20 protein-coding genes are annotated in these 18,859 nt (G+C 70.7%); 12 read left to right on the top strand and 8 right to left on the bottom strand.

Annotation, left to right across the window (positions count from 1 at the left end; all coding sequences use genetic code 11):
* Window positions 1-18 precede the first annotated feature (18 nt).
* Window positions 19-1,050, top strand: a complete 1,032-nt coding sequence (locus ACX114_RS34790) for a class I SAM-dependent methyltransferase (protein ID WP_459291638.1) — start codon at window positions 19-21, stop codon at window positions 1,048-1,050.
* Here the strand turns inward: ACX114_RS34790 and ACX114_RS34785 are convergent.
* Window positions 1,047-6,008 carry a GAF domain-containing sensor histidine kinase gene (locus tag ACX114_RS34785; RefSeq protein WP_459291637.1) on the bottom strand — a complete coding sequence of 1,654 codons (4,962 nt, stop codon included), beginning with the start codon at window positions 6,006-6,008 and terminating at the stop codon, window positions 1,047-1,049. The genes ACX114_RS34790 and ACX114_RS34785 overlap by 4 nt on opposite strands.
* Window positions 6,009-6,450: 442 nt before the next feature.
* Between ACX114_RS34785 and ACX114_RS34780 the strand changes: the two genes are divergently transcribed.
* From ACX114_RS34780 to ACX114_RS34760, 5 genes are all read left to right on the top strand, one after another.
* Window positions 6,451-7,431: a fumarylacetoacetate hydrolase family protein gene (locus ACX114_RS34780; RefSeq protein ID WP_459291636.1), complete on the top strand. Its 981-nt coding sequence runs from the start codon at window positions 6,451-6,453 to the stop codon at window positions 7,429-7,431.
* The gene (maiA, locus tag ACX114_RS34775) at window positions 7,428-8,087 is read left to right on the top strand and encodes a maleylacetoacetate isomerase (protein WP_459291635.1); all 660 of its coding nucleotides are present in this window, start codon (window positions 7,428-7,430) and stop codon (window positions 8,085-8,087) included. The genes ACX114_RS34780 and maiA overlap by 4 nt, the downstream gene beginning before the upstream one ends.
* A gap of 40 nt (window positions 8,088-8,127) precedes the next feature.
* Window positions 8,128-9,291, top strand: coding sequence for a 4-hydroxyphenylpyruvate dioxygenase (hppD, locus tag ACX114_RS34770; RefSeq protein WP_459291634.1), 1,164 nt, complete (start codon window positions 8,128-8,130; stop codon window positions 9,289-9,291).
* Between the two features lie 101 nt (window positions 9,292-9,392).
* The gene (locus ACX114_RS34765; RefSeq protein ID WP_459291633.1) at window positions 9,393-9,635 is read left to right on the top strand and encodes a hypothetical protein; all 243 of its coding nucleotides are present in this window, start codon (window positions 9,393-9,395) and stop codon (window positions 9,633-9,635) included.
* Window positions 9,632-9,943 carry a hypothetical protein gene (locus tag ACX114_RS34760; RefSeq protein ID WP_459291632.1) on the top strand — a complete coding sequence of 104 codons (312 nt, stop codon included), beginning with the start codon at window positions 9,632-9,634 and terminating at the stop codon, window positions 9,941-9,943. The genes ACX114_RS34765 and ACX114_RS34760 overlap by 4 nt, the downstream gene beginning before the upstream one ends.
* A 3-nt stretch (window positions 9,944-9,946) precedes the next feature.
* Here ACX114_RS34760 and ACX114_RS34755 read toward each other — a convergent pair whose 3' ends face one another.
* The 5 genes from ACX114_RS34755 to ACX114_RS34735 form a co-directional block, all read right to left on the bottom strand.
* The gene (locus ACX114_RS34755; RefSeq protein WP_459291631.1) at window positions 9,947-10,321 is read right to left on the bottom strand and encodes a hypothetical protein; all 375 of its coding nucleotides are present in this window, start codon (window positions 10,319-10,321) and stop codon (window positions 9,947-9,949) included.
* A 114-nt stretch (window positions 10,322-10,435) separates the two neighbouring features.
* Window positions 10,436-10,879, bottom strand: a complete 444-nt coding sequence (locus ACX114_RS34750) for a hypothetical protein (protein WP_459291630.1) — start codon at window positions 10,877-10,879, stop codon at window positions 10,436-10,438.
* A 33-nt stretch (window positions 10,880-10,912) separates the two neighbouring features.
* Window positions 10,913-11,710 carry a sulfite exporter TauE/SafE family protein gene (locus tag ACX114_RS34745; protein ID WP_459291629.1) on the bottom strand — a complete coding sequence of 266 codons (798 nt, stop codon included), beginning with the start codon at window positions 11,708-11,710 and terminating at the stop codon, window positions 10,913-10,915.
* Between the two features lie 11 nt (window positions 11,711-11,721).
* Window positions 11,722-12,042 carry a rhodanese-like domain-containing protein gene (locus tag ACX114_RS34740; protein ID WP_459291628.1) on the bottom strand — a complete coding sequence of 107 codons (321 nt, stop codon included), beginning with the start codon at window positions 12,040-12,042 and terminating at the stop codon, window positions 11,722-11,724.
* Between the two features lie 31 nt (window positions 12,043-12,073).
* A complete protein-coding gene (locus ACX114_RS34735) occupies window positions 12,074-12,775 on the bottom strand; it encodes an MBL fold metallo-hydrolase (RefSeq protein WP_459291627.1) in 702 nt (233 codons plus the stop codon).
* Between the two features lie 99 nt (window positions 12,776-12,874).
* Here ACX114_RS34735 and ACX114_RS34730 point away from each other — a divergent pair, with 99 nt between their 5' ends.
* Genes ACX114_RS34730 through ACX114_RS34720 form a run of 3 tightly spaced genes read left to right on the top strand, consistent with a single transcriptional unit; the run spans window position 12,875 to window position 14,548 of the window.
* Window positions 12,875-13,300: a YeeE/YedE family protein gene (locus ACX114_RS34730; RefSeq protein ID WP_459291626.1), complete on the top strand. Its 426-nt coding sequence runs from the start codon at window positions 12,875-12,877 to the stop codon at window positions 13,298-13,300.
* An 11-nt stretch (window positions 13,301-13,311) separates the two neighbouring features.
* Entirely contained in the window at window positions 13,312-13,758 is a 447-nt protein-coding gene (locus tag ACX114_RS34725) for a DUF6691 family protein (RefSeq protein WP_459291625.1), read from the top strand.
* Window positions 13,739-14,548, top strand: a complete 810-nt coding sequence (locus tag ACX114_RS34720; RefSeq protein ID WP_459291624.1) for a sigma-70 family RNA polymerase sigma factor — start codon at window positions 13,739-13,741, stop codon at window positions 14,546-14,548. Before ACX114_RS34725 ends, ACX114_RS34720 begins: the two co-directional genes overlap by 20 nt.
* On the opposite strand, the gene ygfZ is transcribed toward ACX114_RS34720, so the two are convergent.
* On the bottom strand, window positions 14,535-15,611 hold the full coding sequence (gene ygfZ / locus ACX114_RS34715; protein WP_459291623.1) for a CAF17-like 4Fe-4S cluster assembly/insertion protein YgfZ: 1,077 nt from the start codon (window positions 15,609-15,611) through the stop codon (window positions 14,535-14,537). The genes ACX114_RS34720 and ygfZ overlap by 14 nt on opposite strands.
* A 38-nt stretch (window positions 15,612-15,649) precedes the next feature.
* On the opposite strand from ygfZ, the gene ACX114_RS34710 reads away from it, so the two are divergent.
* The 3 genes from ACX114_RS34710 to ACX114_RS34700 are packed head-to-tail and all read left to right on the top strand — an operon-like array spanning window position 15,650 to window position 17,778.
* The gene (locus ACX114_RS34710; protein ID WP_014399741.1) at window positions 15,650-15,976 is read left to right on the top strand and encodes a cupin domain-containing protein; all 327 of its coding nucleotides are present in this window, start codon (window positions 15,650-15,652) and stop codon (window positions 15,974-15,976) included.
* A complete protein-coding gene (locus ACX114_RS34705; protein ID WP_459291622.1) occupies window positions 15,973-17,376 on the top strand; it encodes a vitamin K epoxide reductase/DsbA family protein in 1,404 nt (467 codons plus the stop codon). The genes ACX114_RS34710 and ACX114_RS34705 overlap by 4 nt, the downstream gene beginning before the upstream one ends.
* A 24-nt stretch (window positions 17,377-17,400) precedes the next feature.
* Entirely contained in the window at window positions 17,401-17,778 is a 378-nt protein-coding gene (locus ACX114_RS34700) for a translation initiation factor (protein WP_206787938.1), read from the top strand.
* A gap of 60 nt (window positions 17,779-17,838) precedes the next feature.
* Here ACX114_RS34700 and ACX114_RS34695 read toward each other — a convergent pair whose 3' ends face one another.
* On the bottom strand, window positions 17,839-18,846 hold the full coding sequence (locus tag ACX114_RS34695; RefSeq protein ID WP_459291621.1) for an isocitrate/isopropylmalate dehydrogenase family protein: 1,008 nt from the start codon (window positions 18,844-18,846) through the stop codon (window positions 17,839-17,841).
* Window positions 18,847-18,859 lie beyond the last annotated feature (13 nt).

Genomic DNA, 18,859 nt, shown 5'->3' with positions numbered 1-18,859 from the left:
GTTGTCAGGATGATGCCTATGCGCCAGCCCATCCTGTCGGTCCACGGCGCGGCTCTGCCGGTCGCGCCTGAAGCCAACCACCTCGTCCTGGTGAATGCCCCCCGCGAAGACGAGCCTCCAGCGGAGGAAGCGTTCATGGAGGCGCGGGAGTGGCTGGACAGCCTGCACTCGCGAATGGTGCAGGGGCCGGATGAGACGCTGCATGCCGGCATGACGGCCCTGCACGGGGGGCTCATCAAGCGGCGGCGGCAGTGGAGCCCGGAGGTGTGGAAGCGCTTCTGCCAGGAGCTGGCGCGCAAGCACCCCATGCGCCCCTTCCTGCACCAGTGCCCCTTCACCCGGCACGCCTTCGAGCGGCCGCGCGGCTACGCGGGGGACGCGGCGCTCATCGACTACCTCTACATGGACCACGCGGCGGACGAGCTGCACGCGGGCCGCGAAATCTACCGCTACATGCACGGGCAGCCGTCCGCGCGCAGCGTGCGCGAGCGACGGGAGCTGCTCGCGCGGATGATGGACGAGACGGCCGGGCGGCGGCCCGACGGGCGCGTGCTGTCGGTGGCGTGCGGGCACCTGCGGGAGGCGGAGTCGTCGCGCGCGGTGGTGGAGCGGAAGCTCCAGGAGCTCATCGCGTTCGACCAGGACCCGGTGAGCCTGGCGGAGATCTCGCGCCTGCACCCGGGGGGCATCGTGCGGCCGGTGTGTGGCTCGGTCCGCTCGCTGCTCGCGGGCAAGGCGGTGTTCAAGGACCTGGACTTCGCGTACTCCGCCGGGCTGTACGACTACCTGTCGGACTCCGTGGCCGCCCGCCTCACCGCGCTGCTCTTCCAGATGCTGCGCCCGGGCGGACGCCTGCTGGTGGCCAACTTCGCGGTGCACCCGCCGGAGACGGGCTACATGGAGGCCTTCATGGACTGGTGGCTCACCTACCGGGACGAGGACGGCATGCGCGACCTCTTGTCGGAGACGCCGCTGGAGCTGGTGGACAACGTGCGGCTGTTCCGCGACTCGCAGGACAACGTCATCTACCTGGAAGTGACGCGCCGCTAGTGCACAGGTGAGCCGGAGCGGGGCAGGGTGACGGTGAAGGTGGAGCCCTGCTCCGGGGCGCTGGCGACGTCGATGTTGCCGCCCAGCGCCTGGACGATCTCGCGGACAATCCAAAGGCCCAGCCCGAAGCCGCCGTAGTGGCGCACGGACACCGCGCGCTCGAAGCGCTCGAAGATGCGCGCCCGGTCCTCCTCCGCGATGCCGATGCCGTGGTCGCGCACCTCCAACCGCACGCGCGTGGCGTCCCCGTCCAGCGTCACCTCCACGGGCTTGCCCGCGCCGTACTTCATGGCGTTGGTCAACAGGTTGCCCACCACCTGCTCCAGCCGGAGCGCGTCCCAGTGGCCGATGAGGCGCGGCTCGCTGGCGTGGAAGCGCACCTCGCACTCGGCGCGGGTCAGGGCCTCGCGGCTTCGCTCCAACTGGCCGCGCACCAGCGCCACCAGGTCCACGTCCTCGCGCTTGATGTGCAGCTGGCCCTGCGCGATGCGGGAGATGTCCAGCAGGTCGTTGACCAGCTTCCCCAGCCGCTGCGTCTGCGAATAGGCGGACTCCAGCTTCGCGGTCAGCTTCTCCGGAGGCATGGGCGCGCCCTTGGCCTTCGCCTGGAGCCCCTGGATGTGCAGTTGCAGCGACGTGAGCGGCGTCTTCAACTCGTGCGCGGCGATGGACAGGAAGTCGTCGCGCCGGCGCACGGCCTCCTGCTCCTCCCGGTACAGGCGGCCCTGCTCCTCGGAGAGGGCGGCGACGCGCTCGAAGTTCTCCGCGTTCTCCAGCGCCGCGCCCGCGAGGATGGCCACAAAGGACGCCAGGCGCTCCTCGTCCTCGCCGAAGAGCGCGCCCACCTTGCGGTGGCTGGCCACCACGCACGCCACCGTCTTGCCGCGCACCTGGAGCGGCGCGCACAGGAGCGAGCGCACTCCGAGCAGCTCCATGCTCTCGCTGATGCCGCCGGGCAGCCCCTGGCCCAGCACGGTGATGCGGCCCGTCTCCAGCGCGCGCGCGAGCGCGGTGCGGCTGAGGCCCTGGCTCTTCGCGTCCTCCTCGGACACCACCGCGCGCGGGTCCACCACGGCGCAGCGCTCCGCGCGCAACAGCTCCTGCATGGACTGGCGCGCCGTCTCGAAGACGGCCTCGCGCGACAGGGCGGTCGCGAGCCTGCGCCCCACCTCCAGCACGCGCGGGAAGCGGTCCACCAGCGACAGCGTCTCCACGCCGGCGGTGGCGTGCTCCGCCTCCCGGTGCAGGCCGTCCTCCATGGCCTCCAGCTCGCGCGCTGCCGTCTCCAGGTCGCGCGCGGCGCCGGGCCAGCCCTGCACCCGGCCCACCTCGCCACGGGCCTGGAGCGTGAGCGCGCGCTCCTGGCGCATCTCCAGTTGTTCGGCCACGCGCAGGGCTTCGTCCAGGTACTTGCGGGCCCGCGCGGGCCGGCCGCGCAGCGCGCACATCAGGCCGCGCTCGCGCAGCGCGTGGGGCAGGTTGTTGCGGTAGGTGCGCGCGACCTCGTGGGCGCGCTTCGCCACGCTGTCGGCCTCCTTCATGAGCAGGTCGCGCTGCTTGGGATTGAGGGGGCTGGCCTGCTGCGCCAGCCGCCTGCGCGCGGTGGCGAGCCACGGGGTGATGGGGGCCACGTACTCCTGACGCAGGTGCGCGTCCTCCACCACGCGCTCGGCGCGCTCCAGCACCTCCGCGGCGCGCGCGGGCTCGTTCTCACGCAGCAGGCGCAGGGCCTCCGCCTGGAGCACGCCCGCGAAGGACTGCGGGTCGGTGGCGGTGGGCGCCGCCAGCTCCGTCTCCAGCAGCGCCGCGGGGATGCGGCCCCCGGTGGACTTGGCCCACGCCTCCAGGCCCAGGCGCAGCGAGTACCGGTCTCCCAATGCGAGCGCCGCCGCGTGCAGCTTCTGGCTCACCGCCGCGGCCTCCTTCAGGCGGCCCAGTCGGTAGAGCGACATGGCGATCTGGAAGGTGGCGTTGTTCACCTCCCACGGGTCGCCGGTGCGCTCCAGGAGACGCACCGCCTCGCGGCACCGCTCGATGCAGTCCTTGAAGCGCGACGAGGCGTAGAGGGCCAGGCCGTAGAAGTGCAGCGACTGGCCCTGGCCCCACACGTCGCCCAGTTGCTGACGCAGGGCCAGCGACTTCTCCGCGTAGGCATACGCGCGCTGGAACCAGGGCAGGGTGGTGAGCGCGGGCGAGTGCGCGGAGTAGGCCTGCGCCAATTCCGGCGTGGGCGGGTAGCGCTCCGCCAGGTTCATGTCGCGCAGGTGCGCCCACAGCACCGCGGCGCGGCCCCGCTGGTACCAGTAGCCGTACGCGAGCCGGCTGTAGAGGTTGACCGCGAGCAGGTCCTCCTCGCCCCGCGCCAGGGACTTGCGCGCGAGCCACAGGCGCGGCGCCACGGTGTGCGCGGCCTGCATGAGGATCTCCCACGCCGCGCTGGCGCCGGTGGTCAGCGTGCCGGGCGGCACCCAGCGGCCCAGGAGCTTCAGGCCCTGCTCCAGGTAGGCGTTGGCCTGCACCGTCTGGCCGCGCTTGAAGGCGAGCTCGCCCAGGTGGCCCAGCGTGCGGCCCTGCTCCAGCCGGTCGTGCGCCAGGGCCTGCGCGGCCTCCAGCTGCCGCTGCGCCTCGTCGTAACGGCCGCGCATCATCAGCGCGGTGCCCAGCCCGGACGCGATGCGGTAGCGGGTGTGCGCGTCCGCGCCGGAAGCGCCGCGCTCCGCGATGCGGTAGTTCACCTCCGCGCTGTCCAGGGAGAAGCGCTGGCGCGCCTGCTCCGCGGCCACCAGCGCGTAGGGCAGGGCCTGCGCGCTCTCACCCGCCGCGTCGAAGTGGTAGGCCAGCTCGAACGGGTCGGTGGGCACGGACTGCTGGGCGGCGCGCGCGGCCAGCCGGTGCAGCTCCCGGCGCTCCTCCGGGGAGAGCAGGTCCAGCAGCACCTCGCGCAGCTTGTCGTGCACGAAGGTGGAGCGCGTGCCCTCCGCCCACAGCATGTGGCGGCGGCGCGGCGGCTCCAGCGCGGTCGTGACGGCCTCCAGCGGCGTGCCGGAGAGGGCCGCCACCGCCCTCGCGTCGAAGGACTTGCCCAGCACGGCGCCCACGCTGAGCACGTGCAGGGACTCCGGCGGCAACAGGCGCAGGCGCCGCACCAGGAAGGTGGCCGCCTGGCGCGACGAGCGCGCGTGCGCCATCGCCTCCGGCTGCACCCGCCAGCCGTCCGGACCGGGCATGAGGACGCCGTCCTCCACCAGCCCGTGCAGCACCGCGGAGGCCATGAACGGATTGCCCTCCGCCAGCCGCGTCACCAGCTCCAGGGCCTCCTGCGGCAGCACGCCGGCCATGGACTCCGCCAGGAGCGCCACCTCCGCCGCGCCAAAGGCGGACAGCTTCAGGTGCGCGCCCGGCGCCAGGCGCCTCAGCACGTGGTCCGCGTGGATGTCCTCGCTGCGGAAGGACACGATGAGCAACAGCCGCCCGTCCCCGGCGCGGCGGCCCTGCGACCAGGCCTCCAGCGCGCGCAGCGTGAGCGTGTCCGCCCACTGGCAATCCTCCAGCACCACCACCGCGGGCGCGTCCGGCGTGCCCAGCGCGCTCAAGAGCGCGGTGAGGCTCCAGACGCTGCGGCTCTCGCTCAGGGACTCCGGCCCCAGCCCCTGGGCCCGCGGCGTCCGCGCGTCCGGGAGGAGCACCTCCGTGAGCGGGGGCAGCACCGTGCACAGGCCGGCCTCCTGGCCCGCGAGCCGCTCCCGCAGGAGCGCGCCCAGCGCGGGCTCCTCGCGCGCGGCGGCGGCGATGCCCTCCGCCACGCCCGCGAAGAGCTGGAAGGGGCGCTGCGCTGCCTGGTCCTGCGCCTGGCCATGCAGCACCCACGCGCGCTGGCCCGCGGCGCGGGCGGAGAACTCCTCCAAGAGCCGGCTCTTGCCGCCGCCGGACTCGCCCTCCACCACCACGGCGCGCGAGCCGCCCTCGTGCGTGCGCTCGAGCTCGCGCTCCAGCGTCATCAACTCCTCGCGGCGGCCCACGAAGGACGGCTCGGTGAGGCTCTGGCGGTGGTCGTGCGCGCCGGTGACGAGCGCGGGCTCCGCCTCCCCCCGGGACAGCGCGGCCTCCAGCGCGTTCAGGTCCGCGAGCGCGGCGTCCGCGGACTGGTAGCGGTCGAGCGGATCCGTCTGGCTCAAGCGAGCGATGAGCTCCTCCATCGCCAGCGGCACCTCCACGCCCACGAGCCGCAGGCGCGGGTGCGCGGTGAGGTGCAGGCGCAGCACCTCACCCACCGTCGCGCCCTCCAGGGCGGGGCGGCCGGACAGCGCCTCGAAGAGCACCAGGCCCACCGCGTACAGGTCCGACGGCGCCTCCACCGGCCGGTTGATGACCCCCGCCTGCTCCGGGGACATGTAGCGGGCGGTGCCCACGGGAAGGTCACGCAGGGACGGGTCCAACCGCTCGCTGCGCGACAGGCCGAAGTCGGTGAGCCACGCGGAAGCCATCGGGTGGTCGCGCACCAGGATGTTGGAGGGCTTCACGTCGCGGTGGAGGACGCCCTCGCGGTGCGCCTCCGCGAGCGCCTTCAGCAGGCGCTGGCCCAGGACGATGGCCTCCGGCAGCGACAGGGGGCCGCGCCGCAGGCGCTCCTCCAGCGTCTCGCCATCCACCCACGGGGTGACCAGGTAGAGCAGCTCGTCGAACGTGCCCAGGTGGCGCACGGGCACCAGCGCGGAGCTGTGCAGCCGCGACAGCACCTCCGCCTCGTGCTCCAGCCGGTGGCGGGCCGTGGGGACGAAGGCGGACAGGGCGGTGACCTTCACGAGCACGCGCTCGTGCGTGAGCAGGTCCAACCCATGCCAGGTGGAGATGCCCCGGCCGGCCTTCACCCGCTGGCGCAGCTCGTAGCGGTTGCCCAGCCGCTGGCCCGGGTGTGGCTCCCTTGGGGTGTCGCCGGCCTGTTGGAAGCCTTGCGCCATTCAGTGCCCTCGCGAGCCCCCAACCGCGTCGCCCGGCGGCGTGGTCGGCCGGATGTCCCTCTTCCACAAGCTGGGTTTCCGCCCGGGTCCCTGCCAGGGGGGAGCAACCCGCGCCGTGCGCGCGCTGCTCGGGATTTGAACAGTCGGCACGCGTCCACTTCCCGCCCCCGTCCCCCGGTGCCCCCTGTCCGTTCGTGGAGCAGGCGGCCCAACAGGCGAACTCGTGGGTTTCCACGACGTCCCGGCGTGCGAAAGGGCAGCGCTTCGTTCTTCATCCGACAGCCACGCGAATGCGAGCGGCCAGCAACGTTGCTGGAGGGAGGAAGGATGCCGCGCCGCGTTCAACGGGCGTGCTTGACTCGCCTGGTGGCCCGGCGGAAAAGCCCGTCGGGTCAGGCGGCCTCCCCCTTCCTCCCCCACAGGCCGCCGAGGGAGCGCGGAATTGAAGCTCGCGACGCTCAAGGACGGAACCCGCGACGGTCGGCTCATCGTCGTCAAGCGGGACAACTCCGCCTACGCGCTGGCCACCAACGTGGCCCTCACGCTGCAAGCGGCCCTGGATGACTGGGACGCGAAGGAGCCGCAGCTGCGCGCGCTGGCGCAGCAACTGGAAGCCGGCGCGGTGCAGAGCCGCCCGCTGGACGTGAAGGCGCTGCACGCGCCCCTGCCGCGCGCCTACGAGTGGGTGGACGGCAGCGCGTACATCAACCACGTGCTGCTGGTGCGCAAGGCGCGCAACGCGGAGCCGCCGGCCACGCTGCGCACGGATCCGCTGGTGTACCAGGGCGGCTCCGGCGACTTCCTCGCGCCCACGCAGGACATCCCGCTGCGCGACGAGGCCTGGGGCCTGGACTTCGAGAGCGAGGTCTGCGTCGTCCTGGGTGACACGCCCATGGGCACGAAGGCCGAGGACGCGGACAAGCACATCAAGCTGGTGATGATCGCCAACGACGTGTCCCTGCGGAACCTCATCCCGGAGGAGCTGGCCAAGGGCTTCGGCTTCTTCCAGAGCAAGCCCGCCACCGCGTTCGGCCCCTTCGCGCTGACGCCGGATGAATTGGGCCCCGCGTGGAAGGAGGGCCGCGTGCACCTGCGCATGCGCAGCACGCTCAACGGCCAGCTCGTGGGCGACACGGACGCGGGCCCGGAGATGCACTTCTCCTTCCGCGACCTCATCCAGCACCTGACGCGCACGCGCGCCTTCACCGCGGGCACCATCCTGGGCAGCGGCACGGTGTCCAACGAGGACCGCGAGCGCGGCATCTCCTGCCTCGCCGAGCGCCGGATGATCGAGACCATCGACGCGGGCAAGCCCAGCACGGCCTTCATGAAGGCCGGGGACACCATCGAAATCGAGATGCTGGATGGCGAGGGGCACAGCCTCTTTGGCCGCATCTCCCAGACGGTGGTGAAGGCGCCATGAAGAACCTCAAGCTGCACGGCTACTGGCGCTCCTCCGCGTCGTGGCGCGCGCGCATCGCGCTGAACTGGAAGGGGCTGCCCTTCGAGTACCTGGCGGTGCACCTGCTCAAGGATGGCGGCCAGCAGTTCTCCTCGGGCTACCGTGCCGTGAATCCCATGGCCCGCGTGCCCACCCTGGAGTGGACGGAAGCGGACGGGCAGGCGCGCAAGCTGTCCGAGTCCATGGCCATCCTGGAGTACCTGGAGGAGCGCGTGCCCTCGCCCGCCCTCCTGCCCACGGATGCGTACCTCCGCGCGAAGGCTCGCATGCTGGCGGAGATGGTGAACGCGGGCATGCAGCCCCTGCAGAACACGTCGGTAACGCTGCGCATCAAGAACGAGCTGAAGGCGGACGAGAAGGCCTGGGCGGCGCACTGGAACGTGCACGGGCTGACGGCGCTGGAGGCGGCGGTGCAGGCGACGGCCGGGCGTTATTGTGTGGGAGACGCAGTGTCGTTCGCGGACGTCCTGCTCGTTCCCCAGCTCTACGGGGCCCGCCGGTTCGGTGTAGACCTGAAGCCCTATCCCACGCTCTTGCGGATTGAAGCGGCGTGCAACGAACTCCCCGCCTTCCAGGCGGCGCAGCCGGACCGGCAGCCCGACGCGCAGCCGGCGTAGTCACGAAACATCTTCTTCATCACCACGAGGAGTCAGCGACATGGCCAAGCAGGAATCGCTGGGCATCAAGGCCCTGGAGAGCATCCACTGGTACGTGCATGACCTGGAGCGCAGCCGCCAGTTCTACACGAAGGGGTTGGACTTCGCGGAGGTGGCGGTGTCCGGGCCGGAGCTGGAGGCGCACGGCAAGCAGAAGTCCGCGCTGTTCCAGGCGGGTGAGATTGCCCTGGTGGTGAGCCAGCCTGTCGGCGAGGGCGGCCGCGCGTGGCGCTATCTGCGCAAGCACCCGGACGGCGTGGGCACGCTGAACTTCGAGGTGGAGGACGTGGAGAAGGCGTTCAAGCTGCTGGATCAGCGCGGCGCCACGTTCATCACGGACATCCAGCGCTTCACGGACGACGCGGGCGGCAAGCTGTCGTTCTTCTCCATCACGACGCCGTTCGGCGACACCACGTTCCGCTTCCTGCAGCGGGACAACTACAAGTCCATCTACCCGGGCTTCAAGGTTCACGCGCAGCCCAAGGGCGGCCAGAACAAGTACGGCTTCGACAAGCTGGACCACGTCACGTCGAACTTCCAGACGATGAAGCCCATGCTCCTGTGGATGGAGCACGTGATGGGCTTCGAGAAGTTCTGGCACATCGAGTTCCACACGGAGGACGTGGCGTCGCAGCAGAAGCGCGACCACGGCAGCGGCCTGAAGTCCGAGGTGATGTGGGATCCGAAGAGCGGCGTGAAGTTCGCGAACAACGAGCCCAAGTTCCCGTTCTTCAAGGCCAGCCAGATCAATATCTTCAACGAGGACCACCGCGGTGACGGCGTGCAGCACCTGGCCATCACGGTGAAGGACATCCTGACCTCCGTGAAGGACATGCGGCAGAACGCGGGCATCCAGTTCATGCCCACGCCGGGCTCGTACTACGACGCGCTGCCGGAGCGCATCCAGCGCATGGGCATCAAGAAGATCGACGAGGACATCAACGTCCTGCGCGACCTGGAGGTGCTCATCGACGGTGACAAGGAGCGCAGCTACATGCTCCAGATCTTCATGAAGGACGCGGCGAGCCTCTACAAGCAGGCGGACGCGGGTCCGTTCTTCTACGAGATCATCCAGCGCAAGGGCGACCAGGGCTTCGGCGGCGGCAACTTCCGCGCCCTGTTCGAGAGCATCGAGCGCGCGCAGAAGGCCGAAGGCCGCGTGTAGTTTCGCGCGTTCGCTGTAGGAAGCCCCACCCCTCACTCCCATTCAGGGACGCGGGCGGTGGGGTTTCTTCGTCTGGACAATGACCGCGACGTGAATCCCCCATGACGCTCATCGAACCCATCATGCTCGTGGGGGCCGCCATCGGAGGCGTGACAGGGGCGGTCTGGGGCTTCGGCTCGGGAATCGGCTGGGCGGCGGTGGGCCTCGTCGGGGGCATCGTGCTGGGCCCCATCGTCTTGATGCTGCTGCTGTTCGCCCTGGCGATGTTGATCACGTTGTTCAAGCAAGGGCCGCGAGCGGTGCTGCGAGACCTGCGGGGAATGTTTCCCCGGGAGCGCCCTTGAACGCGCCGGTCGCTCCTGTCCCCGGTGCACGACGACTGCTGGTGGTCGAGGACACCTTCGACATCCAGGGGCGCGGAATCCTTGTCGCTCCCGATGTGGACCTGGGAGAGCGGGGCCAGATGGAGATCCGTGTGGCGTTGCGGCGGCCGGAAGGCGACGTCCTGCGGGCTGTCGCGCTGGCGCAGATCCCGCTCGGCTCGTTCCGGTCACGACGGCCTCGGCACGTGCTCTGCTTCCGCACGCTCTCCAAGCAGGACCTTCCCGCGGGAACGGAGGTGTGGCTGCTCGGAGAGGTCGCGTCGACCTGAAGTTCAGCCGCAGGTCCCATAGCAGTCGTCGCGATCCTCGATACAGAAGGCCCTGTCCTCTGGCGTCGTCGCGGTCCTCGCGCAGTACAGGTACGCCCTGTCGCAGGCGTCCTGGCACCCAGACAGCGCCTGGACCTGCGCTGGCGCCGCGCCCAGGTCGCAGCCCTGGAAGCAGAGGTCCTGGTCCTCCACGCACCACGCCTGCTGCTCGGGCGTCGTCGCATTCCGCATGCAGTAGTTGTACATCGTGATGCAGGCGCGCTCACACGGCGGCGGGGCCAGGGCCGTCACCTCTGTCTCCTGCGCCCCCTGCTCCACTCCGCCACAGCCCGCGAAGAAGCCTGCCGACAGCACTGCCGCGATGAATGACAGACGCATGGATGGGTCCTTGGGGTGATTGCCGTGAAGTACGGCAAGCCCATCCTCGCGCTGTCCATGCCCCCAAGGGCAGACGGGCAGGCCTGGCTCTGAAAGGAATTGAACGCCCGGCAATCACTGCCGGGTGAGCACGGCGGTGCACTCCGGCTGCGAGCCGTCTTCCATCGAGTCGCGGCACAGGAGCGTCCGGGGACCGGGCTCTGCCTGCCGGATGATGGTGCAGGTGCGGATCAGATAGGGCAGGGGCCCCGCGTCCCCCGGGTCGAACCGGTCGTGCTGGAGGCTCCACAGCTCGCCGCCCAGGTAGTCGCCGGAGCTGCGGCCGCTCGGCATCCGGGGAAAGGCCGTGGCGGGGAGGCCCAGGCCCGGGTCCACCTCCACCTGGACCTCGCAGACGTCCTCCACGGAGAACACCCGCAGCGTGCCGGTGGCCACCGGGCCGCAGGTGTTGTCGGAGACGGCGTAGGAGACGGAGTCCAACGGGTGGTTGCACACGTTGGGGTCCACGCACGCGGCGGACCCCCAACCCATGGCCAGACACAACGCCAGATGCCTCATCAGCCCGTCCTCCCGGTCAGGACGGACAGTCTGTCACGGCGAATAGGAACTCGGCGTGGGCTCGGCGCCACCCCGCGCCAACGCCTCCCGGTTCTTGAACAGGATGAAGGCGCCCATCACGACGAGGAAGATGGAGAAGGCCCGCTTGAGCGCCGCCTGCGAGACGTAGTGGGTGGCCCAGGTTCCAATGAGGATGCCCGCCACGGCGATGGCCGTGAAGATGCCCAGGTAGAGCCAGGGCACCTCGACGTGGCCGAGGTAGCCGGCGAAGCCCACGAAGGAGTTGAGCGCGATGACGAGCAGGCTCGTGCCCACCGCCTGCTTCATCGGGAGGCCCACCAGGAGCACCAGCGCCGGGACGATGAGGAAGCCGCCGCCCACCCCGACGAGCCCCGTGAGCCCGCCCACGCCCAGGGCGGCCAGGGCCATGACGGGGAAGGACGCCTTGTGGGGCTCGGGCGCGCGCGCGGCCTCCTTGCGGCCGTTGCGGAACATGAAGAGGGCGGCCACGAGCATCACCGTGGCGAAGAGCAGCAACTGCACACTCCCCGAGACGAAGGCGGACAGACGCGCCCCTGCGTAGGTGCCCGCCATGGCCACCGCCCCGAACACGAGGGCCGCCCGGAGCTGGACGTTGCCCTTGCGCCAGTGGCCCGCCGCGCCAAAGAGGCTGGTGACGCCCACCACGGCCAGCCCCATGGCGATGGACTCCTTGGCCCCGAAGCCCAGGACGTACACGAGGATGGGCACGGTGATGATGGAGCCTCCGCCGCCGAGCAGGCCGAGCGACAGGCCAATCAGCGCCGCGAGGGAGAAGCCGAGGATGGGCATGGTGTTGGTCTTCAGCCCTGGGGCGCGCGTGGCTCGCGCACGGCGAGCATCCCGCCCACCAGGTTGTAGAGGTGTTGGAAGCCACGCTGGGCGAGCGCCTGCGCGGCCTTCGCGGAGCGCCCACCCGAGCGGCAGATGAGCAGCAGCGGTTGTTCCCGCGGCCACGACGCGGCAGCCGCCTCCAGCGTGCCCAGCGGGACGAGCTCCGCTCCGGGAAGGTGGCCCAGGGGGCCCGTGAACTCGTCCGGCTCGCGCACGTCGATGCGTCGCACCTCGGGGCCGAGCGTGTCGAGCTGCGAGGGCGTGAGGTCCTGATAGGGGCGGGGTGTCATGGCTCACTCCTGTTGGGAGGGGCAGGGGACTTCAGGCCCCCTGCGGTGAATGCGCCGTGTACCCACAGGCGCGGTTGGCTGGGACGGCCAGGTCGATCTTCCTGGGCCTGGGCAGGTGGAGGCTCTCCATGATGGCGATGAACTCCTCCCGGCTCTTGCCCGCGACGCGCGGGTTGTGTCGCTTCTCCTCGCCAATGCTCGTCACCATGTGACCGTGGTAGTCGTGCGCGGGGTAGACGCGCGTTTCATCCGGCAGGCGGAAGAGGACACGCGTGAGGCTGTCGTAGAGCTGGCTCGCGTTCCCGTTCTGGAAGTCGGTGCGGCCGTTGCCGCGCACGAGCAGCGCGTCGCCGGTGAAGACGCGGCCGCCCAGCAGGTAGCTGACGCTGTCGTCCGTGTGGCCCGGGGTGGCGAGCACCTGGAAGGCGAGCCCCCCGACGCGCACCTCGTCGCCGTGGCGCACCTGGACGTCGGCGCAAGCGGCACCTCCCTCGCCTCCCACCACCGTGGCCCGAGTGCGCTCGCGCAGCACGCCGGACGCGGTGACGTGGTCCGCGTGCACATGGGTGTCGAAGACGTGGGTGAGGGTGAGGCCCAGCTCGCCCACCAGTCGCAGGTCCCGGTCGACCTGCTCCAGCACGGGGTCGATGAGGACGGCTTGTCGCGAGGCCTCGTCGCCCAGCAGATAGGTGTAGGTCGAGGACTCCGAGTCGAAAAGCTGGCGGAAAATCATGTCGAAACCTCCTGCCCGTGAGAGCCAGGGGATGAAGAAAAGGATTCAGGGCCTTCCCCTGGCTGAATCCTCCACCTCCGAATCTGGCTCTCACGGGACATGATCTCCTCCTTCCTCCCTCCCCTCCTGGGCGGAGCGCTCATCGGGCTGAGCGCCTCCCTGCTCCTGCTGGCCAATGGCCGGGTGGCCGGCATCAGCGGCATCGTCGGCTCGCTGCTGGCGCCCGTACGCGGCGATATCTCCTGGCGCGTGCTCTTCTTCGGGGGGCTGCTCACGGGCGGCCTGCTGCTGGCGTGGCTGCGTCCCATGTCCTTCGCGGCCCCGGCGTCCCCGGGCGCGGGCGGAGTGGCCCTGCTGGCAATCGCAGGACTGCTGGTGGGCTTCGGCTCGCGGCTGGGCAACGGCTGCACCAGCGGACATGGCGTCTGCGGCATCAGCCGCGGCTCGGTCCGTTCCATCGCGGCCACGCTCACCTTCATGGCCACCGGCGTCCTCACCGTCTTCCTGCACCGCCACGTCTTCTAGGGAGCGCCTCCATGCGTTCAAACCTCAGCGCATTCCTCGGCGGTCTGCTCTTCGCCCTCGGCCTGGGCATCAGCGGCATGACGAACCCGGCCAATGTCCTCGGCTTCCTCGACATCGCGGGGGACTGGGATTACCGGCTCGCCTTCGTGATGGGCGGCGCCATCGCCGTGCACGCGGCGCTGCGGCCCCTCATCCACCGGCGCGAGCGGCCCCTGTTCGCCGCGAAGTTCCCCGCCCTCTCCGCCAGCGGGGTGGACCGCAAGCTCCTCGTGGGCGCGGGCCTCTTCGGCGTGGGGTGGGGCCTCGGCGGCTACTGCCCCGGTCCCGCGCTCACGTCGCTGGCCACCGGTGCGACGCAGTTGCTCGTCTTCGTGCCCGCCATGTTCGCCGGCATGTCCCTGGCTCAAGGACCACGAGCGTGGAGGAAGGGCTGGACGAATGCCGACGCGAACCGATGAGCAGTTGATGGAGGCCGCGCGCGCTGGCGACGACAAGGCGCTGGATGAGGTCCTCGCCCGCCACGAGAAGCAGGTGTATCGCTTTGGCCTGCGCATGTGCGGCTCGGAGGAGGACGCGAAGGAGGTGCTCCAGGAGACGCTGCTCGCGGCCTTCCGGGGCATCCACGTGTTCCGGGGCGACGCGGAGCTGTCCACGTGGCTGTATCAGGTGGCCCGCACGCACTGCCTCCGCCTGCGCCGCAAGCGCGTCGGAGCGCCCGAGGAGTTCCAGCCGCTCGACTCTCCCGCGGCCACCCACGTCGCCGCGGAGGAGGCCACCCCGGACATGGTCTCCCATGCGCGGCAGATGGGAGAGGTGTTGCAGGCGGCCATCCTCGCGCTGCCAGAGGCCCATCGGGAGGTGCTCATCCTCCGGGACGTGGAGGGGCTCTCCGCGGAGGAGGCGGCGAAGGTGGTGGGCATCGAGGTGCGGGCGCTCAAGAGCCGGCTGCACCGCGCGCGGCTCCAACTGCGCGAACACCTCTCCACGCTGATGGGGGAGGGCGCCCGGGAGCAGGCCCCGGCGTGCCCCGAGCTGGCTCAGGAACTCACCGAGTTCGCCGCGCGGGAGGTGGACCAGGCCACCTGCGTGCGTCTGGAGGACCACCTGTCGCGCTGCCCGCGCTGCGCCGCCGCGTGCGACTCGCTCAAGCGCACGGTGTCCCTGTGCCGGCGCATCCCGGGGGACGAGGTGCCCGCGCCCGTGCGCGCGGCGGTGCGACAGGCGCTGTCCCAGGCTACGCGGCAGTGAAGGGCAGGGCGGCCACCGTCACGGTGCCCGCGCCTTCGCCCAGCGTCAGCTCCGTGCCCGGCTCCAGCGAGTCCCGGTGCACGTAGCCCAGCGCCACCCGCTGACCCTTCACCGGGGACGTCACCACGCTCGTGACCCAGCCCACCTTCTTCTCACCCCGGCGCAGCTCCGTGCCGGGCGCCACGTCCTTCTCACCCAGCAGCAGCCCCGCCAGCTTGCGGTTCATGTGCCCGCGGAAGGTGGCCCGGGCGATGACCTCCTGCCCGATGTAGCAACCCTTGTTGTAGGAGATGGCGTTGGTGAGGTTCGCCTCCAGGGGAATGGTCGTATCCACCATGTCCTGCCCGTAGCGCGGCACCCCCGCCTCCACCCGGACGAGCTCCAGCGCGTCGAACCCCAGCGGCTTCAGCCCGTGCGCTCCGCCCGCCTGGACCAGCGCCTCCCACACCGCCGTAAGCCCCGCGCGCGGCACCAGCACGTCCACGCCGGACAGCCCGCCCGGCAGCGCCGTCCCCAAGAGCCACACCTCCTGGCCGGCGAGCGTGGCCTTGTGGCTGGACAGGGGCGCCGGAGGCTCCAGGGGACCGCCCGGGACGGCGGCCAGCACCTGGGCCGTCCGGGGGCCGAGCAGCTTGAGCCAGCCCAGGTCCGGGGTGCCGTCGTGCAGCTCCGCGTCCTCGGAGATGAGGTATTTGTCCAGGAACTCCCGCACCTTGACTCCCAGTCCGGGTTCCAGGTCCAGGAGGAGGTCGTCCTCCCGCTTGAGGATGCGTGCGTCTCCCACCATGGCGCCCTTCACCGTGAGGAAGGCGGCATAGGCGGCCGAGCCCACCGGGAGGTTCTTCACCTCCTGGGTCACCATGCCGTGGAGGAAGGAGGCGCGATCCTCCCCCGTTATCCGGAGGATTTCGCGGTAGGACGCATCGTGCAGTGCCACGGCGTCGCGCGCCGCGCCATACTCCGCGCCCACGTCTCCATACCCGGCCACGACTTCACGGCCACCTACCGGAATGAAGCGGGCACCCACCCGCTCGTGAACAAAATGCAGCGTCAGCGGTTCCATGCCCGTCGCTATATAGAGGCGCAGGAGCGGATGCCACGATGGATGTGAAGCAGCTTTCGGCCTTCCAGGGCTTCTCTTTAGAGAAGCTCCAGAAGCACACCGTCTTCCAGTCGGGTCGCTTCTTCCTCGACGTCTACTGTCTGGCCCCGGGCCAGGCGCAGAAGCCCCACCGGCACGCCACGTCCGACAAGGTGTACCTCGTGCTGGAGGGGAGCTGCCGCTTCCGCATTGGCGACGAGGAAGCGGCGCATGGCCCCGGTTCCACCCTCTTCGCCCCCGCGGGCACCGAACACGGCGTCGTCAATGACGGCCCGGACAACGCCCGCCTCCTCGTCTTGATGACCCCCCCTCCGGAGCACGCATGAGCAAGAAGGCCCCGACCCCGGCCGCCCCCGTTCCCACCCGCGGCGCACTCGCGCTGTTGGTGCTGGGACTCCTCACCAGTGCGCTCGCCGTCTATCAATGGATGGAGCTGCTCACGCTGCGCGCCGGTGGCGCCACCAGCTGCGGCATCAACGAGCACGTCAACTGCGAGACCGTCTGGAACTCGGACTTCGCCAGCTCCGTGCACGACACCCTGGGCATCCCCATCGCGGGCCTGGGGCTCGTGTGGGGCCTGTCCGCCGTGGGGCTCGCCGCGCTGTATCTCGCGTGGGCGAAGGCGGGCCGCTCGGTGCGTCCGGCGTCCAGCGGCCTGCGCCTGCTGGCGCTCGCGGGCATCGTCTCCGTCGCCGTCTTCGCCAGCGTCAGCGCGAGCGTGGGCGTGGTGTGCCCCACGTGTCTGGGCACCTACGTGCTGGTGCTCGCGTTCGCGGGCGTGGCCTGGCGCGGCCTGCCCGGACCCCTGCTGCCCCAGGCGGGCGAGTGGGGCGACACGCTCAAGTGGACCATCGGCATTGGCGCCGTCGCCTTCGTGGCCATGCTGATGCCCGGCCGGGCCACGCCGCACGCGCAGAAGGCCGGCGACTTCCTGAAGCCGGTGGCCTCCTCCCAGACGCAGACGCCGGACAGCTCCAGCAGCACCCCCGCGCCGCCCGCGCCGCCTTCCACGCTGCCGGAGTTCATCGCCAGCCTGGAGCCGCAGCAGCGCCAGTTCCTGTCGGACGCGCTCGCTGTATACCGCTCGGCCACGCCGAAGCTCGCGGCCTATCCGCCGCGCGCCCTCTACGGCGCGCCCAACGCGCCGGTGAAGGTGCTGGAGTGGACGGACAGCAAGTGCCCCCACTGCAAGTCGCTGGTGGAGGAGCTGGCCCTCATCAAGAAGCACGCGCCCCAGGGCATGCTGTCCGTGGAGGCACGGCAGTTCCCGCTGGATGGTCAGTGCAACCCGGCCATCCCCAACCGCGGTCCGGACGCGCTCAGCGTGCGCTGCGCCGCGGCCCGGGCCACGGTGTGCCTGGAGGGCGCGAAGGACTTCTGGGAGCTGCGCGAGAAGCTCTTCGCCGCGCAGGCCTTCCTGGACACGGACAAGGTGATGGAGATCGCCAGCTCCGGCTCCGTGGCGCGCCCGCAGCTGGAGGGGTGCATGACGGCGCCGGAGACCATCGGGAAGCTGCGCCAGGATGTGGAGTACGCCATGCGCTACAACATCCAGGGCACGCCGCTGGTGCTGGTGAACGGCCGTGAGGTGCCCCCGTCCGCGCCGCTCATCTACGCGCTGGTGCTGGCGAGCGGAAACCCGGACGCCCCCGGCTTCAGCGCCCTGCCGCCGCCGCGCTCGCGTGGCACCGGCTCCCCCGGCCACGAGGGCCACGCCCACCCGTAAGGGACCACGGAGCACGAAGAAGCCATGGGCAAGCGCGACAAGAAGGACGAGGCCCCGCCGCCGGGGCCCTTCAACAACCCCTTCGCCGCCCTGTCCGCGCAGCGGGAGGCGCTGCCCGTGGGGCCGCCTCCGCCCGCGCCCCGGGAGAAGCCCGAGCCCAAGGGCCCCGCGCGCGCCGTGGTGCGCATGGAGCGCAAGGGCCGGGGCGGCAAGGAGGTGACGGTGGTGGAGCAGCTGGGGCTGCCCGCCGCCCAGCTGGACACCTGGCTCAAGGCGCTCAAGAACGGCCTGGGCTGCGGGGGCGTGGTGGAGGAGGACGCGCTGGTGTTGCAGGGCGACCAGCGCGAACGGCTCCCCGCGCTCCTGGAAGCGCGGGGCGTCCGCAAGGTCACCGTCGGCTGAAAACAGGAAGGGGGCCGGAGGAGAACCTCCCGCCCCCTTCGAAGCACCGCGTGCGCTGGACTACAGCGCGGCGATGATGGCGTCGGTGAACTCGCGCGTGGTGGCGCTGCCGCCCAGGTCGCCGGTGCGCACCTTCGCCTCGCCGCCGTAGACCTTCTGGATGGCGTTGGCCATGCGCTGGGACGCCTCACGCAGGTCCAGCCACTCCAGCATCATCACCGCGGACATCATCAGCGCGGTGGGGTTCGCGATGCCCTTGCCCGCGATGTCCGGGGCGGTGCCGTGCACGGCCTCGAAGACGGCGGTGCGCTCGCCGATGTTGGCGCCCGGCACCATGCCCAGGCCGCCCACCAGGCCCGCGCACAGGTCGCTGACGATGTCGCCGTAGAGGTTCTCCAGCACCATCACGTCGAAGCGGGTCGGGTCCTTCACCAACTGCATGCAGAGGTTGTCGACGATGACCTCGTCGTAGGCGACCTCCGGGAACTCGCGGCTGACCTTGCGGCAGCAGTCCAGGAAGAGGCCGTCCGACAGCTTCATGATGTTCGCCTTGTGGATGGCGGACACCTTCTTGCGGCCGTTCTTCTTGGCGTACTCGAAGGCGAAGCGCGCGATGCGCGTGGACGCCTTCTCCGTGATGACCTTGATGGCCTCCACGACGCCCGGCACCACGATGTGCTCCAGGTCCGCGTAGAGGTCCTCGGTGTTCTCACGCACGACCACCAGGTCGACGTTCTCGTAGCGCGTCTTGACGTTGGGGACGCTCTTCACCGGGCGCAGGGACGAGTACAGGTCCAGCCGCTTGCGCAGGCCCACGTTCGCGGAAGGCAGGCCGCCGCCCACGACGGTGCCGGTGGGGCCCTTGAGCGCCACGCCGCTGCGCAGCACCGCCTCCACCGTCTCGTGGGGCAGGTTGGTGCCGAACTTGGCCACTACCTCCGTGCCCGCGTCCTTGAACTCGAAATCCAGGGGGACCTTGAGGGCTTCCAGGACGCGAATGGTGGCCGCCGAAACCTCGGGACCGATGCCGTCGCCGTTGATGACCGTCACAGTGCGCGTGTTCGCCATGGGGGCGGTTCAC

Source organism: Corallococcus sp. M7 (assembly GCF_054512695.1).
This window is presented reverse-complemented; position numbering and strand designations above follow the sequence as displayed.

Excerpts from the sequence above, each read along its gene's own strand:
- ACX114_RS34790 (WP_459291638.1), top strand. The coding sequence starts at position 19 with ATGCGCCAGCCCATCCTGTCGGTCCACGGCGCGGCTCTGCCGGTCGCG.
- ACX114_RS34785 (WP_459291637.1), bottom strand. The coding sequence starts at position 6,008 with ATGGCGCAAGGCTTCCAACAGGCCGGCGACACCCCAAGGGAGCCACAC.
- maiA (WP_459291635.1), top strand. The coding sequence starts at position 7,428 with ATGAAGAACCTCAAGCTGCACGGCTACTGGCGCTCCTCCGCGTCGTGG.
- hppD (WP_459291634.1), top strand. The coding sequence starts at position 8,128 with ATGGCCAAGCAGGAATCGCTGGGCATCAAGGCCCTGGAGAGCATCCAC.
- ACX114_RS34765 (WP_459291633.1), top strand. The coding sequence starts at position 9,393 with ATGACGCTCATCGAACCCATCATGCTCGTGGGGGCCGCCATCGGAGGC.
- ACX114_RS34755 (WP_459291631.1), bottom strand. The coding sequence starts at position 10,321 with ATGCGTCTGTCATTCATCGCGGCAGTGCTGTCGGCAGGCTTCTTCGCG.
- ACX114_RS34750 (WP_459291630.1), bottom strand. The coding sequence starts at position 10,879 with ATGAGGCATCTGGCGTTGTGTCTGGCCATGGGTTGGGGGTCCGCCGCG.
- ACX114_RS34745 (WP_459291629.1), bottom strand. The coding sequence starts at position 11,710 with ATGCCCATCCTCGGCTTCTCCCTCGCGGCGCTGATTGGCCTGTCGCTC.
- ACX114_RS34740 (WP_459291628.1), bottom strand. The coding sequence starts at position 12,042 with ATGACACCCCGCCCCTATCAGGACCTCACGCCCTCGCAGCTCGACACG.
- ACX114_RS34735 (WP_459291627.1), bottom strand. The coding sequence starts at position 12,775 with ATGATTTTCCGCCAGCTTTTCGACTCGGAGTCCTCGACCTACACCTAT.
- ACX114_RS34730 (WP_459291626.1), top strand. The coding sequence starts at position 12,875 with ATGATCTCCTCCTTCCTCCCTCCCCTCCTGGGCGGAGCGCTCATCGGG.
- ACX114_RS34725 (WP_459291625.1), top strand. The coding sequence starts at position 13,312 with ATGCGTTCAAACCTCAGCGCATTCCTCGGCGGTCTGCTCTTCGCCCTC.
- ACX114_RS34720 (WP_459291624.1), top strand. The coding sequence starts at position 13,739 with ATGCCGACGCGAACCGATGAGCAGTTGATGGAGGCCGCGCGCGCTGGC.
- ygfZ (WP_459291623.1), bottom strand. The coding sequence starts at position 15,611 with ATGGAACCGCTGACGCTGCATTTTGTTCACGAGCGGGTGGGTGCCCGC.
- ACX114_RS34710 (WP_014399741.1), top strand. The coding sequence starts at position 15,650 with ATGGATGTGAAGCAGCTTTCGGCCTTCCAGGGCTTCTCTTTAGAGAAG.
- ACX114_RS34705 (WP_459291622.1), top strand. The coding sequence starts at position 15,973 with ATGAGCAAGAAGGCCCCGACCCCGGCCGCCCCCGTTCCCACCCGCGGC.
- ACX114_RS34700 (WP_206787938.1), top strand. The coding sequence starts at position 17,401 with ATGGGCAAGCGCGACAAGAAGGACGAGGCCCCGCCGCCGGGGCCCTTC.
- ACX114_RS34695 (WP_459291621.1), bottom strand. The coding sequence starts at position 18,846 with ATGGCGAACACGCGCACTGTGACGGTCATCAACGGCGACGGCATCGGT.